At 56.7% G+C, this 16,559-nt stretch carries 14 protein-coding genes; 9 read left to right on the plus strand and 5 right to left on the minus strand.

The window, feature by feature from the left end; all coding sequences use genetic code 11:
• Positions 1 to 6 precede the first annotated feature (6 nt).
• From P1X16_RS12920 to P1X16_RS12935, 4 genes are all read right to left on the minus strand, one after another.
• The gene (locus tag P1X16_RS12920) at positions 7 to 780 is read right to left on the minus strand and encodes a LytTR family DNA-binding domain-containing protein (protein WP_277229303.1); all 774 of its coding nucleotides are present in this window, start codon (positions 778 to 780) and stop codon (positions 7 to 9) included.
• 282 nt (positions 781 to 1,062) lie between these two features.
• On the minus strand, positions 1,063 to 2,184 hold the full coding sequence (locus P1X16_RS12925; RefSeq protein WP_277229304.1) for a histidine kinase: 1,122 nt from the start codon (positions 2,182 to 2,184) through the stop codon (positions 1,063 to 1,065).
• A 72-nt stretch (positions 2,185 to 2,256) separates the two neighbouring features.
• Positions 2,257 to 2,955, minus strand: a complete 699-nt coding sequence (locus P1X16_RS12930) for a hypothetical protein (protein WP_277229305.1) — start codon at positions 2,953 to 2,955, stop codon at positions 2,257 to 2,259.
• Between the two features lie 460 nt (positions 2,956 to 3,415).
• The gene (locus tag P1X16_RS12935; protein WP_277229307.1) at positions 3,416 to 5,611 is read right to left on the minus strand and encodes a TonB-dependent receptor; all 2,196 of its coding nucleotides are present in this window, start codon (positions 5,609 to 5,611) and stop codon (positions 3,416 to 3,418) included.
• Between the two features lie 165 nt (positions 5,612 to 5,776).
• On the opposite strand from P1X16_RS12935, the gene P1X16_RS12940 reads away from it, so the two are divergent.
• From P1X16_RS12940 to P1X16_RS12960, 5 genes are all read left to right on the plus strand, one after another.
• Positions 5,777 to 7,069 (plus strand): hypothetical protein, encoded by a 1,293-nt coding sequence (locus P1X16_RS12940; protein ID WP_277229309.1) that lies wholly within the window; start codon positions 5,777 to 5,779, stop codon positions 7,067 to 7,069.
• A gap of 77 nt (positions 7,070 to 7,146) precedes the next feature.
• Entirely contained in the window at positions 7,147 to 7,791 is a 645-nt protein-coding gene (locus P1X16_RS12945) for an MOSC domain-containing protein (RefSeq protein ID WP_277229311.1), read from the plus strand.
• A 97-nt stretch (positions 7,792 to 7,888) separates the two neighbouring features.
• Complete coding sequence (locus tag P1X16_RS12950; protein ID WP_277229313.1) at positions 7,889 to 8,767, plus strand: pirin family protein; 879 nt, start codon at positions 7,889 to 7,891, stop codon at positions 8,765 to 8,767.
• Between the two features lie 70 nt (positions 8,768 to 8,837).
• A complete protein-coding gene (locus P1X16_RS12955; protein WP_277229315.1) occupies positions 8,838 to 9,398 on the plus strand; it encodes a Crp/Fnr family transcriptional regulator in 561 nt (186 codons plus the stop codon).
• A 94-nt stretch (positions 9,399 to 9,492) separates the two neighbouring features.
• Positions 9,493 to 9,924 carry a carboxymuconolactone decarboxylase family protein gene (locus P1X16_RS12960; protein ID WP_277229317.1) on the plus strand — a complete coding sequence of 144 codons (432 nt, stop codon included), beginning with the start codon at positions 9,493 to 9,495 and terminating at the stop codon, positions 9,922 to 9,924.
• A gap of 162 nt (positions 9,925 to 10,086) precedes the next feature.
• Here the strand turns inward: P1X16_RS12960 and P1X16_RS12965 are convergent, their stop codons facing one another.
• A complete protein-coding gene (locus tag P1X16_RS12965; protein ID WP_277229319.1) occupies positions 10,087 to 10,422 on the minus strand; it encodes a hypothetical protein in 336 nt (111 codons plus the stop codon).
• A gap of 382 nt (positions 10,423 to 10,804) precedes the next feature.
• Here P1X16_RS12965 and P1X16_RS12970 point away from each other — a divergent pair, with 382 nt between their 5' ends.
• The 4 genes from P1X16_RS12970 to P1X16_RS12985 all read left to right on the plus strand — a co-directional run bounded on the left by P1X16_RS12970 (position 10,805) and on the right by P1X16_RS12985 (position 16,528).
• Positions 10,805 to 12,532, plus strand: coding sequence for a PQQ-dependent sugar dehydrogenase (locus tag P1X16_RS12970; RefSeq protein ID WP_277229321.1), 1,728 nt, complete (start codon positions 10,805 to 10,807; stop codon positions 12,530 to 12,532).
• Between the two features lie 257 nt (positions 12,533 to 12,789).
• Entirely contained in the window at positions 12,790 to 13,611 is an 822-nt protein-coding gene (locus tag P1X16_RS12975; protein ID WP_277229323.1) for an aldo/keto reductase, read from the plus strand.
• A gap of 256 nt (positions 13,612 to 13,867) precedes the next feature.
• The gene (locus P1X16_RS12980) at positions 13,868 to 15,010 is read left to right on the plus strand and encodes an SDR family oxidoreductase (RefSeq protein ID WP_277229324.1); all 1,143 of its coding nucleotides are present in this window, start codon (positions 13,868 to 13,870) and stop codon (positions 15,008 to 15,010) included.
• Between the two features lie 318 nt (positions 15,011 to 15,328).
• Entirely contained in the window at positions 15,329 to 16,528 is a 1,200-nt protein-coding gene (locus P1X16_RS12985; protein WP_277229326.1) for a Gfo/Idh/MocA family oxidoreductase, read from the plus strand.
• Positions 16,529 to 16,559: the final 31 nt, after the last annotated feature.

The following is a 16,559-nucleotide window of genomic DNA, read 5'->3' on the forward strand; positions in this document are numbered from 1 at the left end:
CAGTTCTTATCTGTCCAGCCAGGCTTTAAAGGCGGCCACTTTTTCGCGGCTTACCAGCACGGTTTCGCCTTCGGGGGCAGCGGGTTTGAGGATGGTTTGGAGGCGAGAGTTGGTGTAGTGGATGATGTCGTGGATAGAGTCGGCGTGGGCCAGGTAGGCACGGTTGAGGCGGAAGAATTCGGTGGGGTCGAGCATCTGTTCTAGCTGCTCCAAGGTGTAATCAACCACGAAACGGCGGCCCTCCCGGGTGTGCAACAGCGTGACCTTTTCCAGGCTGGCGAAGTAAGCAATTTGCTCTACCGGAATAGCTTTCAGATGCTCCCCCACCCGCACCACGAAGCGCGACTTGTATTCCTTGGCGGGTTGCGCTTGTTGCAGCACTCGGGCCAGTAGCGCCGCATCGAAGGTGGGCGTAGCCGCCTCGCGCAGCTTTTGCAGTTTGGTAAGGGCGGCCGTTAGCTCTTCCGGGTCGATGGGCTTAAGCAAGTAGTCCACGCTGTTCACCTTGAAAGCGCGTAGCGCGTACTTGTCGTAGGCGGTGGTGAAAATGACGGGTATACGAATTTCCAGTCGCTCGAACAGTTCGAAACTAAGCCCGTCGGCCAAATGAATGTCCAGGAACAGCACGTCGGGCGCGGGCCGCAGGGTTTGGAGGAGTGCTTCTGCTTCCGCCACCGATTCGGCGGTGCCTACCACTTCCATGCGCGTTGACTGCTTCTTCAATAGCTCAGTTAAACGGCGAGCGGCCAGCGGTTCGTCTTCAACAATCAGAGCGCGCATTTCCAAGGTTCTTGTAGCTGAAGTAAAAGTGGCTGGTTTGTACAAACCAGCCACCAATTGGCAGAAAGTTTAGGCAACTGCAAGCTACTGCACTAGTCGGCAAGAAGAAACTTACCTCATCGGCGCTGTCAGCAGCTTGCAAATCCTACCTATGTAGAGACGCGACACTTCGCGTCTCGAGGTTAAACGACCTGTTACTTGCATTCTGAACAACGTCGGCAACGACGAGACGCGAAGTGTCGCGTCTCTATATAGGGCCTATGTCGTGCAAAAACGGCACAGTTAAAGGGTGGAGACTTCGAGCAAGGGAAGCGTGACGGTGAATTCGGTTTCGGATTTCTCTACCACCACAGGGCGCGAGGTCAGGAAGGCGTAGCGAGCGGAAAGGTTGCGCAAGCCCAAGCCGGTGGATTCATCGTCGGGGACGCGGCGGTAGCGCAGCACGTTGCTTACTACCAACTGCCGGGCCGCCGCATCGAGCGTGATGCGGATGTGCAGAGGCTGTTTTTGGCTGGTGGCGTTGTGCTTCAGGGCGTTTTCGAGGAGCAACTGCACGGCCAGCGGCGGCACCAGTAGCTCGTCTAGGTTGGCCGCGGGCGGCAGGTTGATTTCCACTTGCAGCCCTTCACCGAGGCGGGTGCGCTGCAAATACACGTAGGCTTCCACAAAGCGCATCTCCTCGTCCAGCGTCACCACTTCCTGCTCTTGGCTGTCGAGAACGTAGCGGTAGACTTTGGCCAGCTGGCGGACGAAGCGCGAGGCGCGGGCCGGGTCTTCTTCCTCGATGAGAGACGTTAGGGCGTTCAGCGAGTTGAAGAGAAAGTGCGGGTCCACTTGGCGGCGCAGGGAGTCGAGGCGGGCCACGGCGTTTTCCTTTTCCACCCGCTCGACCCGGATGGCTGCCTCGCGCCAATTCAGGAAAAAAGAACGACTGTGGTTGAACAGCGAAATGATGATGGTAACGCCTAATGGTACCAATACCTGGCCGTACATCTGCGGCCGCCACAGCAGCGCCAACGACTGGTGCGAAAGCAGTAGATAAGCCGTCTGAATTACCAGAACAACCAGCACTGACCCACCTACTTGCAAAGCCAAGGTGACCAGCATCCGGTGTAAAGGCCGCTCGGCCCACGGGATATGGGTGTTGAGCCATTCAACTGCCAACCAGTTGACAAACCACAGCCCGGCGCTGTAGGCAAAGGTGATTATAAAGGTGAGGGCTAGGCGCTTTCCATCCGTAAGGGCTCCCGGGTTCAACACCACCGTGAGAAAGGCCGAGATGAGCACCAACATCCGGAACGCTTTCCAGGTAGTCGCCCATGAATTTGAGAGGGGCTGGTAACCAGTGGTAAGCTGCGAAGAGGGGTTGGATTGCGCCACGGACAACGGCAAGGAAGTTTCCATCAAAGTAAAGGAAAAGACCCGTTGGGGAAGCATCACGTAGTGCGCTGCTTTTCTCCAACGGGTCAGCCAGGATTAGTTGGCAGCGGTTTGCGCGGCGCTTTCCGCCAACAGGCCCTTGACGTTCGCCTCGCCCCAATTTGGGCTCAGTGCCGTAGCTGGCTTGAACATGGCGAACAGCGCCTTTGCCTTCTCGTAGTGCGGCTTGGCAGCTTCCATACCGCCCCCAAACATCTTAGGCCGGAAGTTGAAGTCGTTGCCCCGTACCAAGTACACGCGCGGATTCTGCGGATTTGCCTTCTCGGCCTGACCGAGGCTTTCCCCCACCATAGCCGTGTACTTGATGGCCCGCGTCATCGGCGCCACCATAATGCGGCCCTGGTAGAGGTAGGCTTGCATTACGCCTAGCTCCGATGCATCGGCCGCCGGCAACGCATGCGCCTGGTCTAGCGCCGTTTGGGCCTGGTCGAAGTATTTGTCTTGCTGCTCGCTGTCTTTGGTAAGGAAGCCCAACCGCACGTAACCATAGGCTTGGTAGTAGCGCGGCAACCAGTCTTTGGTGGCTACGGCCGCTGCCCGCTCAAACTTGCTGACGGCTTGTTGGGTAGCGGCGGGGTTGCTGGTACTCAACAGTTCCTTGATGGTGGCGGTCATCATCTGCGTGTACACATCGGAGGTAGCAGTAGTCGTTGCGGAAGTTGACGTGGCGGGCGCCTGCGCAACGGCGGCGAAAGAGGCAGCGCAAAGAACGAGGGCGAGGAAGGGCTTTTTCATGATGCGGAAGAAGTTGAAGTGGCGTATGGTGTTTGACTGTTGTAAAGGTGCACGGCCCCGCACCTCAAGGAAATTTGCGGTTACTGAAGCGTCGGATTAGCAGGATGAAGCGTAGCCTGGAGGGACTTAGCAATTCGCCTAAGTGACCTAGCTGCTAGTGCCACGAGCGAATTCTAGCTCTATAGGGTAGAGGATACTAACTCCCCTCTCAGATGATGAAGGGGGTTAGGGGCAATTAAAACTGTGGCTGCCATTGCCAAACTATATCGGTCATGCTGAGCGCAGCCGAAGCATCTGGCTAGTGTGGTATATACTACTCCTGTGTCAGCACGCGAGATGCTTCGACTGCGCTCAGCATGACGTTTATGTATATGTTCTACTGTGGGTCAACCACCTCTAGTTCCTTCTTTATTCTGAAAGGAATTTGAATGCTTATCAGATAAAACTTAGCGGAGCTGACCTATTCGGGCCGCTCGTTCACGTCGCCGGAGTTTTTCTTGTTTATCGAGACGAACACACCCACAAACAGCATGCGGGGCGCCGTGGGCGTCACGGCCACGCGGTTGAATTGGCCGCTGGCATCGGGGGTGCTGGCGTAGCGGTAGCCGTACACGTTCTGGCGGCCGAGCAGGTTGGAGGCCGAAACGTGGACGATGGTGAATTGGCCGAACAGGCGAGTGAGGTAACTGGCGTTCAGGCTAACTTCCTGATAGGTGGGCAGCACGCTTTGGCTGTAGCCTTCCTGGTTGAGGTCGTGGTAGCGGCGGGGGCTGCCATAGGAGGCGGTGGCCCCGAAAAGCGTATTGAGTTTGGGCATCCAATACTTGCCGACCACCGATACGTTGTGCCGGGCAGCAAAGGTGGGCACGGCAGCCACGGGGTCGGCGCGGTATTGGCGGCGGGTATCGAGGAAGCCGTAGCTCACCCAATACTCCAGGTTCTTCACCGTTTTCCGGTCGCGCCAGAGCACATCGAGGCCGCGGGCGTAGCCGGTACCGCCGTTGTCGTAGGTGGTGGGGTTGCGCAGGTCTTGGCCGTCGTAGCGGGTGAGGTGATTGTAGGTTTTGTGGTAGGCTTCCGCTTGCAGCAGCTTGCCGTCGTGGTTGTATTGGTAGGTGAGCACCGAGTGCGAAGACTGCTCGAAGCGCAGGCTAGGCTGCACCAGCAGCAAGCTGTTGTCGGGCGTTTGGTAGAACCGGCCGTACGCACCTGACACCGAGCTATTCTCGCTGGTTTGGTAAGCCAGGGCCAAGCGGGGAGCGGTGTTGGCCTTGCCAAGGAGCGCCGAATACTCCACCCGTCCGCCAACCCGGCCCGCCAGCCGGTCGCTCAACTGGAAATCCGATTCCACGAAGCCAGCAGCCCGCTTTTCAATGAAGCTGGTTTCGTAACGCGTATCGGCGTCGATGACCTGAGGCTGGTACTGTTGGGTTACTTGCTGTCCTAGGCCTTCTACCCCGAGCTTGAGGTTCCAGCGGGAGCCCGCCGAATCGTTGGTCAGCACCACCCGGCCTACCAGGGCTTGCTCGAGGGTGCGCAGTCGCAGGGTATCGGGTTGCACGTCTTTGTCGTCGCGCGACAGGGCTACGCCGGTTTGCACGCTCCAGCCGCGGCGCAGATGGCTGCGGAAGGTGGTGTTGAGGTAGCCATTGCCATTGCGCAGCGCTACGGTCTGCTGGCCGGCGGGCTCGGGGCTAGGCTGCCGGATGATGAAGCGTTGCGCACTCCAGGTGCCGTACACTTTCAACATGCCCGCCTGGCCAGTGCGGTGGGCTACCTTGACGGACCCACTGCCCGAGCGGGGCGCCTGCACCCATTCCACGTTCTGCGGTATCAGCCCGGTGTAGGGCGTTAGGTTGGTATAATCGGCCGATACATCCAGCGAAGTTTGCTCCCACCGCTTGGTGCGCGAAGCGCCCACAAACAAGTTGCTTACCGATACCCCCGTTTGCGTTTCCTGCGACAAGTCTGTGGAATTCAAGAGTAGCACGCCCGACAAAGCCTGCCCGTACAGCGCCGAGTAGCCGCCCGTACTGAACACCGTACCCCGAAACAGCGTGGGCGAAAACCGGCCGCGGGCGGGCACAGCGGGTACCGACCCGGCGTAGAAGTTCTGCACGGGTAGGCCATCCATGTACACTTTGGTTTCATTGGCGGCCCCACCGCGCACGAACAGCATGCCGTCCTCTCCTACTTTGGTGGTGCCAGGCAGCGTGTTGAGCGCGCCCGCTACATCGGCTAGCGCGCCGGCTGTGGTTTGCACGTCGCGGGTGTTGAGGGTGGCAGAGCGCTTCTCGTCGCTGGCCTCGAAGGCGCCAGCCGTTACCACCACCGAGCCCAAGGCATGCGGAGTGCCTTTCATCTTCAAGCTCAGCTTCAGTGGCTGCCCGTTCAAAGCCAGCGGCAACTCCTGCGGCTGATACCCCAACAAGCTCAACACCAACGTAGCGGCCCCGGCCTGCTGCGTCTCGAACCGGAAAGTGCCTAGCGTATCGGTACTGGTACCGTCGAAGGTGCCACGCAGGAATACGTTCACGCCCGGCAGGGCCTGCCCCGCCGCGTCGCGGACGGTGCCGCTGAGAATGGTAGTGGATTGGGCCCGCAGCCCCGAGGTGGAGGCCAGCAGCAAAAGCAACGCGAGTAGCAGACGTTTCATGGCGGTAACAGCTAAGTGATGCTCAAATGTGAGCCACTGCCGAAGCCAATGAAATTTGCGGTTACCGAAGCGTAGGATTAGAGGGATGAAGCGTCGGGCAGACGGATTAGATGTGGTTTTAAGACGTATTTTGCTTGTACTAAGACAGCTATTCCGCTACTGCAAATGAATGAAACCACGCGTATCAAACGCATTTTTCGAAACGTTATTCAGCGCGGTACAGGCCGGGCGCATTTACTTATTCGTGATTATCCGAAAGTCAATTTCTCGCACGAAATTTTGAAGGCTGCCGTCAACAACTACGCTTATGACCCGCAATGCGAAGGAAGCCGCGGGCCTTACATTGTCGAGCTAATTAACATGTGCACGCAGAAGGAAATCCTTACACAACGGGTTCTTCAAAAGCTGCTGGAACAAAAGGAAAATACGTGGGGCCTCGACCAGCTGTTTGATATTGCTCGAATTCTAGCACAGGCCGGCAATATGGAAGCACGTACTATCTTCTACAAACGGCTGGCGTTGGGCTCCCTACCAGAATATGCTTGCGCGGGCATATACGAAGCAGTTGAGCTTGATGGAATAGAGGGAATGAAGCGTGCAGCCGAAGTTATAGGGCAGGTGTTAGCGACTGATTATAATGAAACAGAGGATGATAGCCTTATTAAATACACGCAGGATGAAAATCCTGGCGTTCGGGTGGAAGATGAACTGCATAAGGCAGCTCAAACCAATGAGTACATTGCTCGGTACCTGGTCGCTGTTAACAAATCACGGCATCAAGAAAGTGAACAGCCCCCGGGAACGGCATTAGGCTTCCAATTTATCCAACAGATTATCGCGCAGAAACTAAAGCAACGTCTGTTTAAATCTGTGACTAATAGATTAACCCGAAAGCAAGTACGCGAGCTAGCTGATGCCTGCATGTTAGAAACTGACCGGGCTCGTCAGAGCATTTATATGCAGGTGTTTCGCTACGTAAAGTTCCCTTACGGATACGAGTTGCTGCTGACCCTAGCTCAGCAACCGCCTCGCCCCAATGACCGGTTAGTAGAAGATGCTGTTATGGCATTGCAGTTCTTTAAAGCACCAGCCATACGCGAGTTTGCACTGGTAGCTCTAAACTCTTCTAAAACTCCTTCCCTATATGTTGATTTACTGATCAACCACTATCGCCAAGGTGACCATACCTTACTTCACCAACTCGCGGAGCAAGCCAAAACTGAACTTGAAATAGAAAACTTAGCTAGCAGCTACTGCCTTATTTACCGAAAGCACAAGACGAAGCAGTGCCTTAAGCCGCTGAATAAAATATACCACCGCATGAATTGCGGTATTCACCGGGGACAAGTGGTGGAAATAATGCTTAGAAGAGGTGTGCTACCCAATAAAATTCGTGATGAAGTTCTGTTCGACAGTTATACCAGCGTGCGGGAGCTATTGAATCCGAAGCAAGCATAACAGCCTTTTTCTTTACCTCAACCATCCCGTACCTGCTCCCTATCTTGTGCTAGCTTACCTCTAACCACTGTAACGCCATGCACATCGCCTCTCTCAACATCGGACTACCGCAGGAATATGTCTGGAATAGCAAATTGGTCCGAACCAGCATCTTCAAGCAACCCACCTTGGAGCCCGTACAGGTCTATCAGGAGCACTTGGCTGGCGACGGGCAGGCCGACTTGCGGGTGCACGGCGGCCCCGACAAAGCCGTGTATGCGTATCCGCAAGAGCACTATGCGTTCTGGCAAGAGTACCTGCCCGCCGAAAAGCTGGTGCCGGGAGCTTTTGGCGAGAACCTGACCACTGTTGGGCTGCTGGAAAACGAAGTACGCATAGGGGACTTATATCAGATGGGCACGGCCGTGCTATTGGCTTTTCAGCCGCGCCAGCCCTGTTTTAAGTTGGGCATCCGGCTGCAAGACGACAGCATGGTACAGCGCTTCGAAAGGGCGCGACGCAGCGGCATCTATTTTCGGGTGCAGCAGGAAGGCGTAGTCCAAGCTGGTGACGTCATTACGCTGGTGCAGCGCTCCGCCTACAACGTCACCATTCAGGACATAGTCGACAATGGTGCTTCCGAGGCCCCCGACCCGCACAAGATTCAGGAAATTCTGGACATGCCGTATCTGACGGCATCTTGGCGCAAGCGCTTCACGCTGATGTTAGAAGCAAGTCGTTGATTTTTGTTGAATGACGTAAGTATCCTCAACCAAGCCGTTGCCCGCTATAGCGCGGCGGCTTGGTTGGAGTTACTTGACATCTACCTTAATCAATTGTATGAGCACTTCCTTTCGCCGCATTTTTCAGGTTATCGATGGCAACAAGAAGTTCGTCGGCGACGGCTTCGATGTAACCAGCCCCATGCCGGGCCCACGTATCCGCCAGCTGAGCCCTTACCTACTCATCGACCATACCGGCCCCATGCAGGTTGCGCCCACCGATGCGCCCTTGGGCACGCCACCACACCCACACCGCGGCTTCGAAACCGTGACGGTGGTATATGAGGGCGCCCTCGCCCACCGCGACACGGCTGGCCACAGCGGCTCCCTTGGCCCCGGCGATGTGCAGTGGATGACGGCTGGCGCGGGCCTGCTGCACGAAGAACGCCACGAGAAAGAGTTTGCCCGGCAGGGCGGTACGCTGGAGCTGCTACAGCTTTGGGTGAACGTGCCCAAGAAGGACAAGCTGGCCCCGCCCCGCTACCAAAACATTCGGAGCGCCAGCATTCCTAGCCTGCCCCTGCCCGATGGGCAGAGCCACATCCGCGTCATTGCGGGCACCTATGAAAACCTGAGTGGCCCCGCCGAAACCTTCTCGCCCATCACGCTCCTGGACGTGCACCTAACCACAGGCGCTGAAGCCACCCTACACCTGCCCGCTGACTACAACGTGGGCATTTATGTAGTGAAAGGCGCCATTACGCTCCACGGCAACCGACCCGCCGCTACCAAACAACTGGTGGTATTCGGGTGGGACTCGCCCGACATTCAAGTTACGGCTACCGAGGAAACCGTTTTGCTGGTGGTGGCCGGGGCGCCTATTGAGGAGCCGCTGGCTACGTATGGGCCCTTTGTGATGAACACCAACCAGGAACTGGTGCAAGCCATTGCCGATTTTGAAAGCGGTGGCATGGGCAAGTTTCCCGAGGATGAGTAGCCTTCCGTTGCGGTGCTGAGGCATTGCACCACCCTAGATCATACGCCCTGTGTCTAGCTTGTATGCCCCTTTGCTTGCGCATATTGCCCGGTATGTAACGTTGACTACTGCCGATGCCGACTTACTTCAGACGTATCTAAGGCAGCAGACCATTGCCCGTAAAGACTATCTACTTACTGAAGGTCAGGTGTGTACCGCCAACTACTTTGTGTTGCGGGGCTGCTTGCGCACCTACCTCGTCAACGAGAAAGGCAGCGAGCAAACCATTCAATTCGGTATCGAAAACTGGTGGCTAACCGATTACGCCAGTCTCGATCTGCAGACGCCGTCGCAATTCTTTATTCAGGCGGTGGAAACCACGGAGGTGGTCGTGTTCGACAAGCGGGTGCAGGAGGAAGTGCTGAGCCAGTTGCCGCAGCTAGAACGGTATTTCCGCATCCTGCTGCAGAAGTCGGCCGCCGCGGCGCTGTTTCGGATCAAGTTTCTCTTTAGCTTGTCGGGCGAGGCGCGCTACCGTCATTTCAACAGCGCTTTTCCTGGCTTTGTGCAGCGGGTGCCGCAGTACATGCTGGCTTCTTATCTAGGGTTTACGCCGGAATTTCTCAGCAAAATCAGGGCGAAAGTGGACTAACGGCCAAGCCGCCATTTCTTGAACTAGATTAAGTTTATTCGGTCTGCTACGGCGGACATTTGAGGCATACTTCAACCCACTAAAGTTCAGGAAGATGCGTCTCAACATCCAGCAAACCGAACCCGAAGCCTACAAAGCCATGCTTGCGTTAGAGAAGTACCTTGGTTCTTCTAAGCTCAGCGGCACGCACAAGGAACTAATCAAGATGCGAGCCTCTCAGATAAACGGCTGTGCCTACTGCCTCAACATGCACTCCCGTGATGCGCGCAAAGCCGGCGAAACCGAGCAGCGGTTGTATTTGCTATCTGCCTGGCGCGAAACCACCCTGTTCACCCCCGAGGAGCGAGCCTTGCTGGCTCTCACCGAGGAAGTAACCCTCATCGGCCAGCATGTATCCGATGCTACCTACCAGCAGGCTGCCGCGTTGTTTGATGCGCACTACTTGGCGCAGGCCATCATGGCCATTGTCACCATCAACGTCTGGAACCGCATTGCCATTACAACCGAGTTGCCCTTGGAAGCCTGAGTGGTGGAAGCTTTTAAGCCAGTTATTTACACACAACAACGCCCATACCATTGCGGTACGGGCGTTGTTGTGTATGCTAGGGTTAGCTAGTTATCGGGTTCGTAGCAAGCTGACGTGATAGATACTACGCCACCAAGCAGGGAGCCTGACTAGCAAGATTACTTAGTCGGCGTTGCCGGTAGCGCCGTCGTCGGTGAAGTCGCCCTCGTTGTTGGGGTTGTGCACGGTCGACTCGGCTACTTCCTGGTTCAGAGCCACGTCTACGGGAGCTTCAGCGTTGGGAGCCGTTGGGCTGCCCGAGGCTTTGGCACCACCTTTACCAGTCAGGAACGACCAGTCAACCTTGCCTTTGGTTAGGTAATAAGCACCAGCGGTTACGGCCGCTACGCCCACCCCTACCAAAGCATTTTTCTGCTTTTTGGTTAGGTTCAAGTTTTTCAGGTTAGGCAGGTTGCCGAGGCCATTTGCTTTTTTGGACTTGTTTTTTTTCTTAGCCATAAGGTGGAGCTGAGAGCTTGATTAAGAATGAAGGCTTGGTAGAGAAAGCCTGTTACAAAGGTGTGACAGGCGGTAGTCGGTAGGCAGCAGAATGCGCAACAACCCTTCCCGACCGCGCTGTAGGTGAATTTATACGGCAGCAGCGGCAGTTGTGATGCCAATTTTCTGAATCAATGCACTGTTTCTAGCCTACTGGCTCCTAAAAGCGTCGCCCTCTGCGACTTCCCAAAAAATCGCTTAAGCTTAAGGAAGCCGGCAATGGTTTGAAGGCTGGTCCTACAAACTCGTCCAAAAGCCGGCTCGACTATAACTTAATCAGCTGCCGTAGAGTAAGGAAAGCCGCCTTTCAAGAAAGCTTCCTATCCGAACCTCTTACGAATTTATGCGGCTACGACTTGTTGTTTTGTGTAGTATAGCGTGCCTGCTAGTCGGTCAGGCACTTGCTCAAACCGTTACGGGCCCGCAGGGCGAGCAGTTCACCGAGCGAGTAGTGGCCCGCCAGCTCAGCGACCCGTGGGAAATCACCTACGGCCCCGACAATTTTCTGTGGATGACCGAAGCCAAAGGGTACCGCGTCAGCCGCGTCGACCCGGCCACGGGCACCCGGAAGGTGCTGCTAGACCTGAGCAAGGAGCGCCACTTCCCCCGCTATGACAAAATTCCGGATTCGCTGGACGGCGGTAAGCCCTGGCCGCAGGGCGGCCTAATGGGTTTGGCGCTGCACCCGCAACTGTTGCAAGGGCAGCCCTACGTGTACCTTACCTACATCCATTCGTTCGAGGGCGCCAACCAGCCCGGTAAGGGCAGCCGCCCCAACCACGGCGGCAACTTTTTCACGGCCCGCTTGGTGCGCTACGAGTACGATGCCGCCACCCAAACGCTCCGGCGCCCCCTCGTGCTCTGCGACACCATTCCGGCCAGCAACGACCACAACTCCGGCCGCCTGCTGATAGCTCCGGTAGCTGGCCGCAATTACTTGTTTTATTCGGTGGGCGACTTGGGCGCCGGTCAGTTCGAAAACGGCGGCCGAGCCAACCACGCCCAAAGCATCAATTCCTACGAAGGCAAAGTGCTGCGCTTCAACCTGGCGCCCGACGCCGATGCCAACCCGCAATTGCGTTGGATTCCGAACGACAACCCCTTCAACACCAAAAAGCAAAGCGCCGTCTGGAGCCTCGGCCACCGCAACGTGCAGGGGCTGGCGTACGCCGTGGTGGGTGGCACTGGCAGAATCTACGCATCGGAGCACGGCCCATTTTCCGATGATGAACTTAACCTCATCGAGAAAGGCAAAAACTATGGGCATCCGCTGGTGCTCGGTTTTGCCGATGGCAACTACGATGGCCTAGCCGCGGCGGCCTCCGAACACACTGATTTGCCGGGCCCCTGGCATACCACCTACCCCACTATCACCAGCGAGCAAGCCAACGCCAAAGCCCTCGGCGCCACCTACCGCGACCCGCTAGCTACGCTCTACCCGCTCAGCCACGATTTTCTGACCACCGTACTCACCCGCACCCGCAACCACGACCCCGACGACCCCACTTGGAAATCGGAAGCGCCTAGCAGCTTGGCGGTATACACGGCTACGGCTATTCCGGGCTGGCAAAACTCCCTCCTGATTCCGACCCTGAAACGAGGCAAGCTGGTGCGCCTGAAACTAAACGACAACGGCACTGCCGTAGCCAGCGACACGATAATGTACTTCAAGGCTCCCGTGCGGTACCGTGACCTGGCTGTTTCGCCCGACGGCACCAAGCTCTACCTCGCCACCGACAGCGCCACCGTCACGTCCGGCCCCTCGCAGGAGGCTCCCAAGGGCACTGTGTGCAAGGGCTGTATCCTGGAATACACGTATGTAAGCGGCGGCTCAGCCACCACCCCCTCGGTGGCAGATCGGAAGGCGCCAAGCCCGGAAATGGCCTTACGGGAAGCCACGACGATGGTGCAGAAGCTCAAGCCCAAGGACCGCCGCGTGAAGCGTGCTGGCTTGCCGCCCGCCCAGCGCCCAGTATTCGATTTGTTGCTCAAACCCGTCCTGACCGCGCAGGAAAAAGCCGAGGCGCAACAGCAAGCACCCGCCTTACTGGCCGGGCTCCAGCAGCAGTGAGCTTCGGCTATTTCGTAACAATGTAAAAAAAGCCTGTCATGCTGAGCGCAGTCGAAGCATCTCGCGTGCTGATGTTGTAATACTATTGTCATGCTGAGCGCAGTCGAAGCATCTCGCTCGACTCGTTGCATTGGCAAAGGGTTTACCACACTAGCGAGATGCTTCGACTGCGCTCAGCATGACAGGCTATTTCTGGTGTATTTGGGTTTTCCGGCTAAGTACTAAGCCTCTCCCTACTTGCGTTCCAACCACTTCCCATGCTTACTCGCCTGATACCTTGCAGCCAGGAGCCGCTTCCCGTTATCGGGTTGGGCACTTGGCAGACGTTTGATGTTCGCGGCACTTCCGCTTATCCGCAGTTGCAGCAAACTCTGGCTACGCTACGCGCGGCCGGCAGCACCGTAATCGACTCTTCGCCAATGTATGGCCGGGCCGAGGAAGTGGTTGGCGACTTAACCAGCCAGACAGAAGATCCAGCTTCCTTTTTCTATGCTACCAAAGTATGGACGCAGGGACGCGAAGCGGGTATACGGCAGATGGAAGATTCGTTGCGCAAGTTGCGCCGTCCTGCTATTGATTTGATGCAGATTCATAATCTGGTGGACTGGAAAACGCACCTCCCCACCCTCCGCGACTGGCAGGCCGCGGGCAAGGTTCGGTACGTGGGCATCACGCACTACACCGACGCCATGCACGACGAACTGGCCCGTATCCTGACCACTGAAACCATCGATTTTGTGCAGTTCAACTACTCCATTCTCGACCGCAACGCGGAAAAGCGGCTGCTCCCCGTGGCGGCAGAGCGCGGGGTAGCCACGCTCATCAACCGGCCTTTCACCGAAGGCAACTTGCTGGCGCGGGTGCGCGGCAAAGCCCTGCCAGATTGGGCTACGGAGTTAGGTATTAGCAATTGGGCGGAGTTTCTACTCAAGTTCATCGTTGCCCACCCCGCCGTTACGTGCGTAATACCCGGCACCCGCAACCCCAACCATCTGGCCGACAACCTCCTGGCCGGCGCAGGCGAAATGCCGGATGAAGCCACGCGGGAGAAAATGGCAGCTTATGTGCGGGCGCTATAGGCTTGGCACCGATTTGCGTCCGCCAAATGGCCACGATTTTATTTGAGCTGCATCAAAGGTGCGCTACCGTATATAGCACAGCCTTCTTTGTTGGTCAATTCCCTAGTGTATAGATTCTTACAATTGCAAAAGGGTGTGGCCCTTACTGTTAAGATTAGGGCTATTTGGCGGCTTACTCGTCTATAACTAGTTGTTCTTGAGGTCGTAGGTCTGAGGAAGGCACTATATCCAACCAGACTTTTCACTTCCATCAAGCATGAAGCTCAAACCCTTAAACCAACAGGTAATTGTCATTACGGGAGCCTCCAGCGGCATCGGGCTCGTAACGGCGCGCATGGCGGCCAAGAAAGGCGCGGCGGTAGTACTGGCCGCCCGCAACGCTGACGCTATCCGGCAACTTGCCGACGAAATAATCAGCCAGGGCGGGCGTGCCCTAGCTGTACCCACCGACGTAGGTAGCGAGGAAGATATGTTCCGGCTGGCGGCCGCGGCCGTAACCGAGTTCGGCACTTTCGATACCTGGGTGAACAATGCGGGCGTATCCATCTTCGGCCACTGCGACGAGGTGAGCATCCCCGACATGAAGCGCATGTTCGATACCAACTATTGGGGCACAGTATACGGCTCGCGCCTGGCCGTGGAGCATTATAAGCAACGCGACGAGCCCGGTGCGCTCATCAACATCGGCAGCTTTTTCGGCGACCGGGCCACGCCAGTACAATCCACGTATTGCACCTCCAAGCACGCGCTGCACGGCTGGACCAATGCGCTGCGGATGGAGTTGGAAATAGAAAAAGCTCCGGTTTCGGTTACACTCATCCACCCCGGCCGCATCGATACGCCCTACAACGAGCACGCCCAAAGCTACTACCAGCACCAAGTAGCCCACCGGGGCATGGTGTACCCACCCGAAACTGTAGCCGAAGCTATTCTGTTTGCGGCCGCGCACCCCAAGCGCGACATGTACGTGGGCTTCCAAGCCAAAGCCCTGGCGGCCGTAGGCCACCTCGCGCCGCGGCTCATGGACAAGATTATGGAAGTCCTCATTTACCCGACGCAGATAGACCCCAAGCGCCCGTCGCGCAACCATGAAACCTCTGGCTTGTATCATGCCGGTTATGGCTTGCACGAACGAGGCTCCCACGAAGGGTGGTTTCGGTCGAGTAGCTGGTACGTGAAAGCGCAAAAACATCCACTGCTAGCTGCGGCGGCCGTTGCCGGCCTTGGTACCGCCGCCTGGATGCTCGGCAAATCTTCTCGCGACGGCCAGACCAGTAGGACCGAAACTACCACTACGACTGAGGCAAACGGCACGGCCGAAGCCAATCTGACGGATGCAACTTCAGCGCCCATTGAAGAAGTAGAAGTAACCATAGTGGAGGTGTATGGCGGAGTCTAAGTCGTGACTCATAAGGTCTGCGACCAATGTGCCAACTGCTCTTACCCTTCTCTTGAGTTTCTTACCTCTTCTGGTGAAAGGCCAGCGTGACACCAGCAAATAGCGCAAATGCTTTTATTGACCTTATAAAGCAACGCAAGCCCCGGCGGTTATATAAACTGCCGGGGCTTTGTGCGTAACCCTCGGCTGCTGATTGGGGTACCTTGTTGTGGTGCAACGAACTAGTAGCACCAAGCCGCCAGAGTTGAGTACAGACATTTGCTTATCAAACATTTGTAAGTAGCTCTGCTTACTATATGACACTTCCAAAACCCTGCTATGAAAACCTTTGATCCTCAATCTTCTGCCTCCCGCCGGGAGTTTATGCGCACATTGTCGTTGGGTGTTGGCGCCACGCTGGCAGGCACGTCGGCCTTGGGTGGGTCGCTGTCGTGGCTAGACGAAATTAGCTACGGGCCAGCCAGCTTAGAGGCGCTGCAGACTGGCAAGCAGTTGGGAGTGGCGCTGGTTGGTTTGGGGGGCTATAGCTCCGGGCAATTGGCCCCGGCCTTGCAGAAAACCAAGCTTTGCAAGCTGGCCGGCATCGTGACGGGCACGCCTTCCAAAGCCGCGCAATGGAAACAGCAGTACCAAATTCCTGATCAGAACATCTACGACTACAAAACCTTCGACCGGATTGCCGACAACCCGGCCATCGACATTATATACATTGTGCTACCCGTGGGCTTGCACGCCGAATATGTAGAGCGGGCCGCTAAGGCTGGCAAGCACGTCATCTGCGAGAAGCCCATGGCCAATACCGCCGCCGACTGCCGCCGAATGATAACGGCTATGCAGAAATCGGGCAAAAAATTCAGCATCGGGTATCGCCTGCACTTCGAGCCGCACAATCAGGAAATGATGCGCCTAGGCCAGCAGAAGGTTTTCGGCCCCATCCAAAAACTGACGGCGGATAATGGCTTCCAGGCGGGCAGCAAAACCTGGCGGCAAGACAAAGAGCTGGCGGGCGGTGGGCCGCTCATGGACATGGGTATCTATTGCGTGCAAGGCGTCATCTACACCAAAGGCGAGCTACCAGTATCCGTCACGGCCAAGTTCGGACCTAAAACCGACCCAGTGCTATTCAATGAAGTGGAGGCCAGCATCAACTGGCAGATGCAGTTCGCCGACGGAGCCGTAGCCAACTGCCGCACCAGCTACGCCGAAAACATGAACAGCCTGCTCCGCGCCGACGCTACCAAGGGCTGGATGGAACTGCAACCCGCCTACGGCTACGGGGGCCTCGATGGCCGCACCAGCCAAGGCCCCATGAACGTCGAAAACGTGCCCCAACAAGCCCGCCAAATGGACGACTTCGCCGACTGCATTCTCAACAACAAGCCCACCCGCGTACCCGGCGAAATGGGCCTTCGCGACATGCAGATCATCGAAGCCATTTACCGCGCCGCCGAAACCGGCCAGAAAGTTTCTACCAAAGACGTAGTGGCCGTTTTCGATAAAGTAAGCGTCAAGAAGTAAGCAGAAAAAGCTGCCAAGGCACATCTATCGT

It is taken from the genome of Hymenobacter sp. YC55, from assembly GCF_029433095.1.
Lineage (GTDB): Bacteria > Bacteroidota > Bacteroidia > Cytophagales > Hymenobacteraceae > Hymenobacter.